At 72.1% G+C, this 13,380-nt stretch carries 14 protein-coding genes; 7 read left to right on the top strand and 7 right to left on the bottom strand.

Annotation, left to right across the window (positions count from 1 at the left end; all coding sequences use genetic code 11):
• Positions 1-10 precede the first annotated feature (10 nt).
• Together ASG60_RS03710 and ASG60_RS03705 are read right to left on the bottom strand one after the other, a co-directional pair.
• Positions 11-295, bottom strand: a complete 285-nt coding sequence (locus ASG60_RS03710) for a hypothetical protein (RefSeq protein WP_244473754.1) — start codon at positions 293-295, stop codon at positions 11-13.
• Between the two features lie 132 nt (positions 296-427).
• The gene (locus ASG60_RS03705) at positions 428-1,522 is read right to left on the bottom strand and encodes a spore photoproduct lyase family protein (protein WP_056384252.1); all 1,095 of its coding nucleotides are present in this window, start codon (positions 1,520-1,522) and stop codon (positions 428-430) included.
• Between the two features lie 261 nt (positions 1,523-1,783).
• On the opposite strand from ASG60_RS03705, the gene ASG60_RS03700 reads away from it, so the two are divergent.
• The 3 genes from ASG60_RS03700 (at position 1,784) to dinB (ending at position 5,578) form a co-directional block, all read left to right on the top strand.
• Entirely contained in the window at positions 1,784-3,046 is a 1,263-nt protein-coding gene (locus ASG60_RS03700; RefSeq protein ID WP_056359812.1) for a DUF3829 domain-containing protein, read from the top strand.
• Between the two features lie 47 nt (positions 3,047-3,093).
• Positions 3,094-4,146, top strand: coding sequence for a zinc ribbon domain-containing protein (locus tag ASG60_RS03695; RefSeq protein WP_056384251.1), 1,053 nt, complete (start codon positions 3,094-3,096; stop codon positions 4,144-4,146).
• A gap of 328 nt (positions 4,147-4,474) precedes the next feature.
• Entirely contained in the window at positions 4,475-5,578 is a 1,104-nt protein-coding gene (gene dinB / locus ASG60_RS03690) for a DNA polymerase IV (RefSeq protein ID WP_056384250.1), read from the top strand.
• Positions 5,579-5,588: 10 nt separating this feature from the next.
• Here the strand turns inward: dinB and ASG60_RS03685 are convergent, their stop codons facing one another.
• Both ASG60_RS03685 and ASG60_RS03680 read right to left on the bottom strand, forming a co-directional pair.
• Positions 5,589-6,572: an aliphatic sulfonate ABC transporter substrate-binding protein gene (locus ASG60_RS03685; RefSeq protein ID WP_056171009.1), complete on the bottom strand. Its 984-nt coding sequence runs from the start codon at positions 6,570-6,572 to the stop codon at positions 5,589-5,591.
• Between the two features lie 41 nt (positions 6,573-6,613).
• Positions 6,614-6,856 (bottom strand): hypothetical protein, encoded by a 243-nt coding sequence (locus tag ASG60_RS03680; protein ID WP_056171012.1) that lies wholly within the window; start codon positions 6,854-6,856, stop codon positions 6,614-6,616.
• 123 nt (positions 6,857-6,979) lie between these two features.
• Between ASG60_RS03680 and ASG60_RS03675 the strand changes: the two genes are divergently transcribed.
• Positions 6,980-7,207 carry a hypothetical protein gene (locus tag ASG60_RS03675; protein ID WP_056171013.1) on the top strand — a complete coding sequence of 76 codons (228 nt, stop codon included), beginning with the start codon at positions 6,980-6,982 and terminating at the stop codon, positions 7,205-7,207.
• 16 nt (positions 7,208-7,223) lie between these two features.
• On the opposite strand, the gene ASG60_RS03670 is transcribed toward ASG60_RS03675, so the two are convergent.
• Together ASG60_RS03670 and ASG60_RS03665 are read right to left on the bottom strand one after the other, a co-directional pair.
• Entirely contained in the window at positions 7,224-8,957 is a 1,734-nt protein-coding gene (locus ASG60_RS03670) for a bifunctional protein-serine/threonine kinase/phosphatase (protein ID WP_056384249.1), read from the bottom strand.
• A gap of 150 nt (positions 8,958-9,107) precedes the next feature.
• Complete coding sequence (locus ASG60_RS03665; RefSeq protein WP_056171018.1) at positions 9,108-9,944, bottom strand: formate/nitrite transporter family protein; 837 nt, start codon at positions 9,942-9,944, stop codon at positions 9,108-9,110.
• A 384-nt stretch (positions 9,945-10,328) separates the two neighbouring features.
• Between ASG60_RS03665 and ASG60_RS03660 the strand changes: the two genes are divergently transcribed.
• The 3 genes from ASG60_RS03660 (at position 10,329) to ASG60_RS03650 (ending at position 12,909) form a co-directional block, all read left to right on the top strand.
• Positions 10,329-10,568, top strand: coding sequence for a hypothetical protein (locus ASG60_RS03660; RefSeq protein ID WP_056171051.1), 240 nt, complete (start codon positions 10,329-10,331; stop codon positions 10,566-10,568).
• Between the two features lie 122 nt (positions 10,569-10,690).
• Positions 10,691-11,281, top strand: a complete 591-nt coding sequence (locus ASG60_RS03655) for a nitroreductase family protein (protein WP_056171021.1) — start codon at positions 10,691-10,693, stop codon at positions 11,279-11,281.
• 8 nt (positions 11,282-11,289) lie between these two features.
• Positions 11,290-12,909: an AMP-binding protein gene (locus tag ASG60_RS03650; protein ID WP_056384248.1), complete on the top strand. Its 1,620-nt coding sequence runs from the start codon at positions 11,290-11,292 to the stop codon at positions 12,907-12,909.
• 126 nt (positions 12,910-13,035) lie between these two features.
• Here ASG60_RS03650 and ASG60_RS03645 read toward each other — a convergent pair whose 3' ends face one another.
• Positions 13,036-13,296, bottom strand: a complete 261-nt coding sequence (locus tag ASG60_RS03645; RefSeq protein ID WP_056264797.1) for a hypothetical protein — start codon at positions 13,294-13,296, stop codon at positions 13,036-13,038.
• Positions 13,297-13,380 lie beyond the last annotated feature (84 nt).

Here is a 13,380-nt window from a genome sequence, read left to right as displayed (position 1 = left end):
TCCCGGGCGGTCAGGCCGTCATCTGGGGGGCGGGCTGGGATCGGCGTGAAGCCCCCCGTGGGAGCGCATCCCCGTGCGGGGGCACGAACGGCTGCACGAGGACGCGCCGGCCGCTGAGGTCGTGGACGCTGACGTACCAGGCGGACCAGTCCGTCTCCCCGTCGAGGCGGCCCATCAGGTCCTGCGCCACGCTTTCCGCCCAGCGGGTCACGCGGCCGGGTGCGCGGATGTCCTTGCCGACGGCGTCGAACACGAAGTCCGAGCCGTTCATCGCATGGAAGCGGTAGCGGGCCATGGAGGTCCCTCCCTGTCGTGATCGTGTCGGACAACGCACGAGTTCATGATATGTTCTTGTTATATGACGGGATTCGCCGCAGGCAAGCGGCGGCCTCCCGCAAAGCCGCGCGTTCCGGAAGAAAAGCCCGGGTCACGTCCAGTACAGCACCCGCGCCATGGGCAGGTGGCGCCCCAGCATCTCCGTAAGGGACGCGCGCAGGGTCCGCATGGTCTCGGCGGGGTAGACGTACTTGGTCGAGCCGAACTTCGTCAGCTTGCGGGTGCGCGCCGCCTCGTCGAGGTCGAGGTCGCTGCCCGGATACCAGTCGCGCAGGACGGTCTTCGAGCCGGGCGTGAACCGGTGGGTGATGAGTTCCGCCGTGAGATCGAGGTCGGGGATTCCGGCCAGCGCCGCGGCGATGCGGGCGAACAGATCGTCGTAGCCCGCCGGCCAGTCGGCGAAGGGCTGGATCGGCGCCACCGTGAGCCCGACGCGGTAGCCGTCGCGGGCGAGGCGCGCGAGCCCGTCGAGGCGGGCCTGGAGCGGGCTGGTGCCGCCCTCGAAGCGGATCAGCGCTTGGGCGTTCACCGACATGCGGACCCGCACCCGCCGTCCGTGCGGCAGGCCGATGAGGGGCGAGACGTCGCCGAACTTGCTGGTGAAGCGCAGCTGCACCGGCGCGTCCCAGCGCCCGAAGAACCGCACGGCCTCCGACAGGCTGCCGGTGAGGTGCTCGATGCCCAGGGGATCGGCGTAGCAGGAGCCCTCGAAGGTGGTGCCCTCGTGCGCGCGCTCGGGCGACACGGAGGTGACGCCGCCGCTGCCGAGATGCGCCGGCAGCACGGCGAGGATCTCGTCGACGTTCGCGTAGACGCGGGTGATCGGCGGGCCGCTGAGCGAGCCGGCGAGGTAGCAGTACTGGCAATGGGCGTGGCAGCCCTCGGCGAGGTCGAAGCGCCAGTCGGCCGAGGGCGGGATCGGCTGCAGCCGGCGCTTGCTCGGGGGCGCCACCACCACCGCGAGGGTACCCTTGGCGGCGCGGTAGGCCGCGCGCGGGTCGTCGTGCTTCGGGGCGACCAGGCGATCGCCGGCGAGTTCGACCACCTCGGCGCCGAGGGCGGCGGCGCGCTCGGCGATGGCCCGGCCATGGGCGAACCCGCGGGCCGCGCGGGTGACGACGACGCGCTGGGGCCGCCACAGGCGGGGCGGGGATGCGGCGGCGGGGGACGGCGAGGGGAGGGGCATGGTCGCGGCGCCTGCTGGGCGACCGCGCCCGCCCGCCGGCCGGGGCCGGCTCGGTCGAACGACGGTTCGTCCGGTACGGTGATGAATCCCTTTAGGAAATAGGGATCGGCGACCGGATGGCGATGCCCCGCGCGTGCGACAGCTTGCGCAAGCGGGTCCGGGTCCGCATGACAGGCGAAGCCGCCCACCCCGGGCCCCCCGACCCCGGGCCCCCCAATCCAAGGACCACGCATGCACGGACCCGGACGGACAAGTAGCCGCGTGGCCCGAACCGTGGCGGGCGCGCTGGCGATCCTGGCCGGCTTCGCGGCCCGGCCTGCGGCGGCCATCACGCCGGTCGACGTCGTGGGCGTGGAGAGCTGCGACGCCTTCCTCGACGCGTATGCGCGATGCGCCGCGAGCCCGGGCGTGCCCGAGGCGGCCCGGCCCGGCATTCGCCAGGGCATCAACACCCTGCGGGAGAGCTTCCGGAGTGCCGTGGCGCGCGATGCGTCCGCCCGCCCGACGGTGGCGTATCAATGCGCCCAGGCCCACGAGGCCGTACGCCGGAGCCTGACCGAGGCGTTCCGGTGCGACTTCCCGGCCCTGGCCCCGGCCGCGCAGGCCCTGCTGCAGACCCCGAACGCGCCGCCCTCCGGACGGGCGCCGGCCCGTGCGCCCGCGCCCCCGAACCCTGAAGCTCAAGTCCTGGCCCAAGTCCTGGCCAAGGCCAATGCCTACACGGAGGTGCAGAACCACCTCGTCCGCTCCCACCCCCTGGAGCGGCAGCTCGCGGACTACCGCCGCGACAACGAGCGGGTCCTGAAGCTCGGGACCAAGCTCGGCACCAACGCCTGGTACCATTTCGGCATCGTCGATTTCGACGGGGTCCTGGACGAACTGGACACGGCGATCGCGCTGCCCGGGACCGTGCCGGAGATCGACGCCGAGGCCGCGCGCCTGCGCGACGCCCTGCGCGCCCTCAACCCGACCCTGAAGGCCCTGACCCGCTACCAGACCACCCGCGAGTTCAAGGAGGACGGCTACCGCTTCGCCCGCGAGCAGCATCCGATCCTCGTGCCCCGCGTCGAGGCCGCCGCCAAGGCCATGGACGCCTACGGCACCGCCCTGTTCGAGCGCGAGATCGCCCGGGACGAGGCGCGCCTCGCCGCGCTGCCCGAGGACGCGCCCGCCCGCCGGCTCCTGTCCACCAGCCTCGCCCTGCGCCGGGCGGTGCGGCGGTTCGAGGCCCTGGGGCCGAAGGCCGACGTGGGGCCCTTCCTCGCCGCCCTCGCGGCGGTGTCGACGGCCAACGCGCAGCTCGGCGCGACCCTCGACGCCCTGAGCCCGAAGGCGAATTCGTCCTGCACCGGCTACACCGACACCGTCGCCCGCGTGATCGGGCACGGCCGCGACGTCGCCCGCGACATCCGCGCCAAGGGCGATCCGAGCCAGCCGGCCCAGCTCTTCGGCGAGACCTACAACCGCTCGGTCCGCGACCTCGAATCCTGCCACCGCAACGAGGCGCGCGTCCGGCCGGGTTAGAAACCCGGCCGGACGCGCATCCCCCACCAAACCCGCGAGGTCTCCCCATGCGTTCCGGTCGTCGCTTGTCCGAACGGTGGTTCAATTTCGTCCTGTGGCTCGTGGCCCTCGCCTTCGCGGTGTTCCTCATCGGCCTCGGCGCCCTCGTGGTCGGCGACCTGCCGCAGGTCGAGCACCGCTTCACCCTCGAACAGTTCCTCGACCGGGAGCAGGCCCGAGCCTCGACGGACGCCCTCAAGGCGATCCGCCGCGAGCAGGACGACGCCCGGCGGCAGGCCGAGCAGGCTCAGCTCGCCCTCGACGCCGCGCGCTCGGCCTCGGAGGCCGCCCGCGAGACCTTCGCCAACTGGCTGAAGACCCGCGACGCCACCCGGCGCGTCGACCAGGACCCGGCCCTCATCGCCCGCACGGAGGGGCTCGACGCCCTGAAGGCGGCCGAGCGCGCCGTGGAGGAGCGGCTCGAAGCCCTGAACCGCACCGCCCTCGACCTCTCCGAGCGCGAATCCGCGCAGGACGCCGTCGAGGCCGAGCTGCGGGGCGCGGCCCAAACAAAGCTCGACGCGGCCGAGCACGGCCAGGAGCTGCGGGTGTTCGGCTACCGCCTCGCCCTCACCCTGCCCCTGCTGGCGCTCGCCGGATGGCTGCTCGCCCGCCGCCGCCACACCCGCAACTGGCCCTACGTCTGGGGCTTCGCCCTCGCCGCCGCCTTCGCGTTCTTCGTGGAGCTGGTGCCCTACCTACCGAGCTACGGCGGCTACGTGCATTACGGCGTCGGGGTGATCGTGACGTTCCTCGTCGGCCGCACGGCGATCAACGCGCTGCACGCCTACAACGAGCGCCAGAAGGCGGCCGAGGCCCGTCCCGACGCCGAGCGCCGCACGGAGATCGCCACCGACCAGGCCCAACTCCGCCTCGCCAAGAAGGTCTGCCCCGGCTGTGAACGGCCCATCGACCTCGCCAACCCGGCCGCCAATTTCTGCCCGCATTGCGGCATCGGCGTCTTCGAACGCTGCCCGGCCTGCGACCACCGCAAGAGCACCTTCGACCGGTTCTGTTATTCGTGTGGGACGGTGGGTACGCCTGGACCGGCGCCGGTGTGATGTTTGGGGTGGAGGCGGTCGATTTTCCTGGATCGCGCGGCCGCGAAAAGTCCCAATCCTGAGAGTTATGGCGATCCCAGATGGGGCTTTGGCCTGATTCTTCTCAACCCCCTCATCCTGAGGTGCCGCGTCGGCGGCGTTGAAGGAGGGCTCCAAGGGTCGCTCTGGCTTTTGGAGCCCTCCTTCGAGGCTTATCCCTTCGCGATGAGCACCTCAGGATGAGGATGTGGGTCGGGGACCCCCGCCCCCCACCCTTGACCCCCGCCCCCCGATCCACAACAAGAGAACAAAGACTGAACAGTTCGCCGCGCCCGAGACGCGAGGGCCGATGTCGCGCGAGACCGAAGCCACGACCGACGCCAACCCCACCCGGAAGATCATCCACATCGACATGGATGCGTTCTACGCCTCCGTGGAGCAGCGCGATGATCCGGCTCTGCGGGGGCGGCCCCTGGCGGTGGGCGGATCGCGGGAGCGCGGCGTCGTCGCGGCGGCGAGCTACGAGGCGCGGGTGTTCGGCGTGCGCTCGGCGATGCCCTCGGTGACGGCCCGGCGGCTCTGCCCCGACCTCGTCTTCGTCAAGCCGCGCTTCGACGTCTACAAGGCGGTGTCGGCCGAGATCCAGGCGGTGTTCGCCGAGCACACGGCGATCATCGAGCCGGTCTCCCTCGACGAGGCCTATCTCGACGTGACCGAGAACCTCCGGGGGCTGCCCACCGCGACCGCGGTCGCCCGCGCCATCCGGGCCGAGATCCTGGCCCGCACCGGCCTCGTCGCCTCGGCGGGGGTCTCGTACAACAAGTTCCTGGCCAAGGTCGCGTCCGACTACCGCAAGCCCGACGCCCTGTTCGTCATCACCCCCGCCATGGGCCCGGCCTTCGTCGAGGCCCTGCCCATCGGGCGCTTCCACGGGGTCGGCCCGGTGACGGAGGCCAAGATGAAGCGCCTCGGCATCCTCACGGGCGGCGACCTCCGGGCGCGCTCGCTCGCCGAGTTGCAGGCCGTGTTCGGCAGCGCGAGCGGGTATTACCACGGCGTCGCCCGGGGCATCGACGAGCGCCCCGTGCGGGCGCACCGCATCCGCAAGTCGGTGGGGGCCGAGACCACGTTTTCGGAGGACACCACCGCGTTCGACGTGCTGGCCGAGCGGCTTCAGCCGCTCCTCGACAAGGTCTGGACCACCTGCGCGGGCAAGGGCGTCGCCGGCCGCACCGTGACCCTGAAGCTGAAGTTCTCGGATTTCGCGCAGATCACCCGGGCGCGCTCCCTCGGCGCGCCGGTCGCCAGCCGCGAGGCGATGGCGCAGGTCAGCCTCGGCCTCCTGCGCGACGTGTTCCCCCTGCGCCGCAGCGTGCGGCTGATCGGGGTGTCGCTCTCGGGCCTCGACACCGGCGCGGGCGAGGCCCCGCGCCAGCTCGGCCTCGCCGTGTGAGGCCCCCCGCCTACCGGGCCGGCGGCTGCCAGATGGCGAGGGCGGAGGCGTCGACGGGGCGGGGCAGCAGGCCCTCGGCCCGGAAGGCGTCGGCGATCTTTTGCTGCTCCCCCAGGGCCGCCCGGGTGACGGGTTCGACCCGGTAGCTGCGGCGGGCGTTGGCGCGCACGATCACGTCGGCGTCGATCTTCCACAGGGGCGCCAGGCGGGCGGCGGCGGCCTCCGGCTCGGCCTTCACGAAGGTGCCGGTCTCGGCGAGCTTGGCGAACAGGATGCCGAGGACGTCGCCGGATTTGGCCACGTAATCGTCGGCCGCGAGGTAGTAGCGCGTGTAGAGCGACAGGCCGGCGCCGTCGCGCAGGACCCGCGCGCCCGATTGCTGGCGGGCCGCCGACAGGAACGGGTCCCACGCCACCCAGGCCTCGACGCCGCCGCTCGCCAGGGCCGCGCGGCCGTCGGCGGGGGTGAGGTAGGCGGGGGTGATGGCCTTGAACGAGAGGCCGGCTTCGGCGAGCGCCGCCAGCAGCAGGTAGTGGCTGCCCGAGCCCTTGGTCACGGCGACCCGCCGGCCCTTGAGGTCGGCCACGGATGTGAGCGGCGAATCCCCCGGCACCAGGATCGCCTGGGCCTCGGGCGAGGGCGCCTCCTGGGCGATGTAGGTGATCTTGGCCCCCGCCGCCTGGGCGAAGAGCGGCACCGTGTCGGCGACATCCGCCGAGACGTCGATCTGCCCGGCGTTGAGGGCCTCCATGATCGGCAGGCCGCTGGTGAACTCGTGCCAGGACACCGTGACGCCCGCCGGCTTGAGGGCGGTCTCCAGGCCGGCATCCTGGCGCAGCAGGGCGATGAGGGTCGAGGAGCGCTGGTAGCCGATGCGCAGGGTCCGGTCGGCGGCCTCGGCGGGCCCGAGGCCGAGGGAGCCGATGCCGAGGGAGAGGAGGGCGGCCCCGGTCATCACGGCGGCCCGCAGGGCGGATTTCAGGGAACGATGCATGGGTGCCTCGCAAGGGGGGGAAGGGGTGAGGAGGGTGGGGCTCAGCGCAGCGGGATGTCGCGCGGCGGGCGCAGGCCTTCGCCGCCCCGGTCCCGGCGCGGGCGCGGCCGGGCCGCCTCGGGCGGCCGCGAGGGGTAGTTCGACGCGAACGGGTTCGGCGGCACGGTGTCGGGGGCCGGCGCGCGCCCGCGGCCCTGCGCTCCGGCGGGTCCACTCGCGGGGCCGCACACCGAGCCGCAGGCCAGCCCCGCGAGGATCAGGGCACGAAAGGCGGACAGGCGCATGGGCGGACCTCGGGGGCGAACGGCGACGACGGCTTGGACCCCATACCCCGGCCGCCCATATGGGGCGAGGCCCCGCGGGACGTCGCACGCGCGACAGCGAGGATCCGGGACAGGAGACGCCGCATGGAGCCCCACACCTTCGAGCAGGACGGCGTGACCTACGAGGTCCGCTTCACCCGCGAGGCCGAGGCCTGGATCGCCCGGATCCGCCGGGCCGGCGAGGCGACGGCGCAGATCGTCGCCTTCCCGCACGGGCGCGGCTACGATTCCGACGACGTCCGCGCCTCCCTCATCGCCGGCTGCGAAGCGGCGGTGCCGAACCTCCCCTGGGCGGCCGTCACCCGGCATTAGGGGGGCGGCGATGGGCTCAGGCCCGGTGGGCCAGCAGCCAGACCACCGCGACGGCCAGGGCCAGGGCGACGAGCTTCCAGAACAGGACGGGGTCGCGCTCCAGCAGGGCCGCCGGCCGCAGGCCCGGCAGGGCGGCGTTCGGCGCGCGCAGGTCCGCCACGAAGGCCGAGGCGGCGTCGTAGCGCAGCGCCGGGTTCGGATGCACGGCCTTGCGCAGGGCGGCGTCGACGAAGGGCGGCAGCCCGGCGCGGGCGGCGGCGACGGAGACATAGTTCAGCCGCCGCCCGCGCGCCTCCGTGACGGCCTGCGCCGCCTTGGCGCCGTAGGGCAGGCGCCCGGTGAGCATCTGGTAGGCGATGACGCCCACGGAGAACAGGTCCGAGGCCGGCGTCGCCGGGTGGCCCGCGAGGCACTCGGGCGCCGTGTACTGGATCGTGCCGAGGGCCGTTTCGCCCCCTTCCGCATCCTCCGCGATGCCGGCGACCCGCGTCGAGCCGAAATCGATGAGGCGCACGGTGCCGGCCGCGTCGAGGAGGATGTTGGCGGGGCGCAGGTCGCCGTGCACCATCTCGCGCCGGTGGAACGCCTGCACCCCGCGGGCGATCTGCTCGACGAGGCCGCGCACGGTTTCGAGGCCCGGCGTGGGGTTGTCCCGCAGCCATTGCGCCAGTGTCTGGCCTTCGACGTAGTCCATCACCGTGTAGAGGTGGCTGCGGGGGCGGGTCTGCACGGGGGCCGTCAGCACGTGCGGGCTGTCGATGCGCCGGGCGATCCACTCTTCCATCACCATCCGGCGCAAACCCGCGGGATCGCCGTGCAGGTCCGTCGAGGGCATCTTGAGGGCGACCTGCGCGCCGGTCTCCCCGTCGAGGGCGAGGTAGACGTGGCTGCGGTGGCTCGCGTGCAGAGTGCGCAGGACGTGGTAGCCGTCGAACAGGGCCGGCGGGTCGAGGAGCGGGGCCGGGGGCAGGTCCGCGCTCCGGCCGAGATGCTCGGCCGGATCGCCGTCGGGCAGGGCGTCGATGCGCACGATCTGGACGGTGAGGTTGTCGCCGCTGCCGTTCTCGTAGGCACGCCTGACGATCGCTTGGGCGGCCCCGTCGAGATCGTCGCCGTGCCGGGCCACCTCCGCCGCCATGGCCTCGGGCCGCACGTGCTCGTGCACGCCGTCGGTGGTCAGGAGGAAGACGTCGCCGCGCTCGAGGCCGACCCGGCGATGGTCGATCTCCACGTGGGCGGCGGCGCCCAGCGCCCGACCGAGATAGGATTCGCTGGCCGACAGGACCACGCGGTGGTCCTCGGTGAGGTCTTCGAGGGAGCGCCCCGACACCCGCGACACGCGGGCATCGCCGACGTGGAAGATGTGGGCCGTGCGCGACTTGAGCACGAGGGCGCTGAAGGTGGTGACGTAGCCCCGGTCCCGGCCGCCCTCGGGGTCGTGCAGGTGGCGGTTGCGCCGGGTCTCGGCGTGGAGCCACGAATTGGTGGCCGCGATGACGCGCTGCGCCGAGGTCTTCACCGACCAGGTGTCGGGGGTGTCGTAATAGTCCGACAGGAAGCTCTTGACCGCCGTTTCGCTGGCGATGTGGCTGACGGGGCTGCTGCCGATCCCGTCCGCGATGGCGATGGCGGCGCCCTTGAGGGCGAGGGCGGGGCGCCCGGGGAGGGCGGCCCCGTGGAAATCCTGGTTGGTCTCCTTGCGGCCGCGTTCGCTGTGCTGGCCGAGGGAGAGCGTCAGGTCCTGGGGCATCGTCCGGAGATCATCGAGGAACGGTGGGCCGGGCCCCGCGCTGCGAGGCCCGGACGGTCGTGCCGGATTCGGTGTCTCTCACAAAACTCCCGCTGCACCGAAGGGCTCGGCGTGAGAACCGGTCGTGACCGGGAGTATTGTGAGGCACGCTCAGGCCGCGTGGCGGCGCTCGATCCCGACCACGTTCCGCTTCGGGGCGGTGCGGACGTGGGTGGTGTAGAGGGTGAGGCCCGTGAAGGCGAGGCCGCCGACGAGGTTGCCCAGGACCGTCGGGATCTCGTTCCAGACGAGGTAGTCCATGATCGAGAAGTGGCCGCCCATGAGCAGGCCGAACGGGAACAGGAACATGTTCACCACGGAATGCTCGAAGGTCATGTAGAAGAACAGCATGATCGGCATCCACATGGCGATCACCTTGCCGCTGACCGTGGTCGAGATCATCGCGCCGACGACGCCCGTCGAGACCATCCAGTTGCACAGCATCCCGCGGATGAAGATCGTGAACCAGCCCCCCGTGCCGTGCGCGGCGTAGCCGACGGTGCGGCGCTCGCCGATGCCCGCGATGAAGGTGCCGACCTGATCGGGCGGCGCGGTGAAGCCGAAGGTGAACACGAAGCCCATCATCAGGGCGACGGTGAGCGCACCGAGGAAGTTGCCGACGAACACGAGGCCCCAGTTGCGCAGCACGCCGCGCCAAGTGACGCCCGGGCGGCGGTCCAGCAGGGCCAGGGGCGCGAGCACGAACACGCCCGTGAGCAGGTCGAAGCCGAGCAGGTAGAGCATGCAGAAGCCGACGGGGAACAGGGCCGCGCCGAGGATGGGGATGCCGGTCTGCTGGGTGATGGTGACGGCGAAGACGGCGGCCAGCGCCAGGATCGCCCCGGCCATGTAGGCGCGGATCACGGTGTCGCGGGTCGACATGAAGACTTTGGATTCGCCGGCGTCCACCATCTTGGTGACGAACTCCGCGGGCGCGAGATAGGCCATTGCTTGTCCTTCTTCTAGTTCGAGGCTCCTGCGGGGCCGCCGGATTCGTCGCGAACGATCCGGCCCGCCACCACGCGTCGTTGCGCGGCTCGCAGAGGGCACCGGGCGGTCCATGGGACGCGCCCGACGCCTGTCGAAATTCGACAAGGCAAGATTCGCGCCTTTTGAATACACGCTCCGATGGGGCAGCTTCGACGGCTCCGCCGGTGGGGTTGGGCTCCGTGACTTCGACGGAGTTCGCGAATCCGCCGTGTGAATCCGGCCACCCGGACGGCGAAGGCCCTCGCCGAAACCCGAAGCGCCGGCTACCCGCCGGGAAAGGCCCGACCGGGAACCACCCGCGGCCCGCATCGGTTCGCCCCCGACAACACGAGGACCAACCCCATGACGGACGTCACCTATCGCATCGTCGAGCACGACGGCGGCTACGCCTACAAGGTCGGCGACGTGTTCTCCGAGACCTTCCCGAGCCACGACGAGGCGCTCCAGGCGGCCCAGGCCGCGGCGGCCGAGCAGCAGGTGCCGGGCTCGACCGAAGGCATCCGCTATCAGGACGGCGCGGGCGCCTGGCACGACGAGACGGCGCAGGGCAACGACCGCCCCGTCGCGAAGGTCGTCGAATAGGCCGCTCCTCGATCGGACTCTCCGCGGAGTCCTTGGACCAAAGGCCACGGGGCCGGGGTTTGCACCCGGCCCCCATCCGGTGCAAAGGCGAAACGGCGCTCCCCGCGCCCCGGAGTTTTGCCGTGAATCCGCGCCAGCCCGACCATGCCATCGATCCCCTGTTCACCGAGCGCTGGTCGCCGCGCGCCTTCACCGGCGAGGCGGTGCCGGAATCCGAATTGCTGCGGATGTTCGAGGCCGCGCGCTGGGCGCCGTCCTCCTACAATTCCCAGCCCTGGCGCTTCCTCTATGCCCTGCGCGACACGCCCCATTGGGCGCCGTTCCTCGACCTTCTCGTGCCGGGCAACCAGAAATGGGCGAAGGATGCGGGGGCGCTGGTCATCCTCGTGTCGAACACGCACATGAAGGTCGGCGATGTCCTGAAGCCCACGCCGAGCCATTCCCTGGACACCGGCGCGGCCTCGGCCAACTTCCAGCTCCAGGCCATCCGCCAGGGCTGGCACGTCCACGGCATGGGCGGGTTCGACAAGCCCCGCACCGCGACCCTGCTCGCCGTGCCGGAGGGCAACCACGTCGAGGCGGCCTACGCGGTCGGCCGCGCCAAGCCCCGCGAAGACCTCACCGAGGAGGAGCGCGAGAAGGAGGTGCCGAACGGGCGCCGCCCCATCGGCGACTTCATCCATGCGGGCGGCTTCCCCGGCCACAAGCTCTGAACCCAGCCATGCTGGCGCCCGCCTCCGACTATGCCGGCCTCGTCGCGGGCTTTTCCTGGGACATTCCCGCCCGGTACAACATGGGCGTGGAGGTCTGCGACGTCTGGGGGACGCGCGAGCCGGACCGGCCCGCCATCCTGGCGGTCACGGCGGCGGGCGTCGCCACCACCACGTTCGGCACCCTGAAGGCGGAGTCCGACCGCCTCGCCGCGGCCCTGCGCCGACGCGGCGTCGAGCCGGGCGACCGGGTGGCGGTGCTCCTGCCGCAATCGGCCGCCGTGGTGGTGGCGCATGCCGCCGCCTACAAGCTCGGCGCCATCGCGCTGCCGCTGGCTGGCCTGTTCGGGCCCGACGCGCTCGCCTACCGCCTCGCCGATTCCGGCGCCCGGGCGCTGATCACCGACGCGGCGGGCCTCGCCAAGGTCGCGCCCCTGCGCGCCGGATTGCCGGGCCTCGACCTCGTCCTCAGCCTCGACGGCGCCGGCGAGGGGGCGCTCGCCTATGCCGACCTGCTCGCCGACGCATCGGACGCGACATTCACCCCCGTGGACACCGGGCCCGACGATCCGGCCCTGATGATCTACACCTCCGGCACCACGGGGCAGGCCAAGGGCGCCCTCCACGGACACCGGGTGCTGCTCGGCCACATGCCGGGCTTCCTGATGATGCACGACTTCCCGCCGCGCCCCGGCGACCGCCTGTGGACGCCGTCCGACTGGGCCTGGGCCGGCGGCCTCCTCAACGCCACCCTGCCGGCCCTGCGCCTCGGCGTGCCCGTGGTGGCGCAGCCGGCGGCGCGGTTCGAGCCCGAGGCGGCGCTGCGGCTCATGGCGGAACACGCCGTCACCACCGCGTTCCTGCCGCCCACCGCCCTGAAGATGCTACGCACGGTGCCGGATCCGCGCGGCCGCTTCGACCTGTCGAAGCTCCGCAACATCGCCTCGGCCGGCGAGGCGCTGGGCCCCGAGACCTACGCTTGGGCGCAAGCCGCCCTCGGCCTCACCATCGGCGAGGCCTACGGCCAGACGGAGTGCAACCTCGTGCTCGCCGCCTGCCCCTCGGCCGGCGTGGCGCGGCCCGGCTCCACCGGGCGGCCCGTGCCCGGCCACCGGGTGACGATCCGGCGGCCCGACTGCACCGAGTGCGACGCCGACGAGCCCGGCGAGATCTGCATCGCGCGGCCCGACCCGGTGATGTTCCTGCGGTACTGGAACCAGCCCGAGGCGACGGCAAGCAAGTTTCGCGGCGATTGGATGCTGACCGGCGACACGGCGCGGCGGGATGCAGACGGCTATGTCCACTTCGTCGGGCGCGAGGACGACCTCATCACGTCCGCCGCCTACCGCATCGGCCCAACCGAGATCGAGGATTGCCTGAGCCGCCACCCCGCCGTGGCCCTGGCCGCGGCGGTGGGCCGGCCCGACCCCCTGCGCACGGAGATCGTGAAGGCCTACGTGGTGCTGCGCGAAGGCTTTTCCCCCTCCGAGGCCCTGGCGACCGAGATCCAGGCCTTCGTCCGCACCCGGCTCTCGGCCCACGAGTATCCGCGCCTGCTCGAATTCCGCGATCACCTGCCGATGACAACCACGGGCAAGATCATCCGCCGGCAGCTGCGCGACGAAGCGTAAGGCGGCCCACGCGAAGACGGCCGCGGGTTCTCCCACGGCCGTCCGGTCCTAGCGCTCTCGTCCTATCGCTCTCGTCCTATCGCTCTTGCGCGATCAAGCGTGGTCCGCGTACGGCAACCCGTTCGTTCAGCAGGACGAGCCGCCCGCGGTTTGGCCGTACTGCATCACCGGGCGGGTCTGCTGGTTGGCGTTGCCGTCGGCGGCCGAGCTCACGGGGCAGCCGAGGAAGGTCGGGCCGCGCTCGTCGACGTACAGGGAGCCGGTGGTCTCGGGTGCGTAGGGCGAATACGACATGAAGCGCGACTGTCCGTCATGGGCCAGCGCCGGCGACATCGCGGCGGCACCCAGAGCAACGGCGGCGACGAGGGCGGAAAGACGCGTCTTCATTTGAGTTCCAGGCTCCCGGTCAAGAACAGACCCGATGTCCGTCTCGATTGTGCTTGCTCAACAAGCACAGGGGTGCCCGGTTCC

Origin of the sequence: Methylobacterium sp. Leaf469, from assembly GCF_001424745.1 — a bacterium.
In the GTDB taxonomy this organism is placed as follows: domain Bacteria; phylum Pseudomonadota; class Alphaproteobacteria; order Rhizobiales; family Beijerinckiaceae; genus Methylobacterium.
The sequence above is the reverse complement of the archived record's forward strand: the minus strand, read 5'-3'. Positions and strand labels throughout refer to the sequence as shown.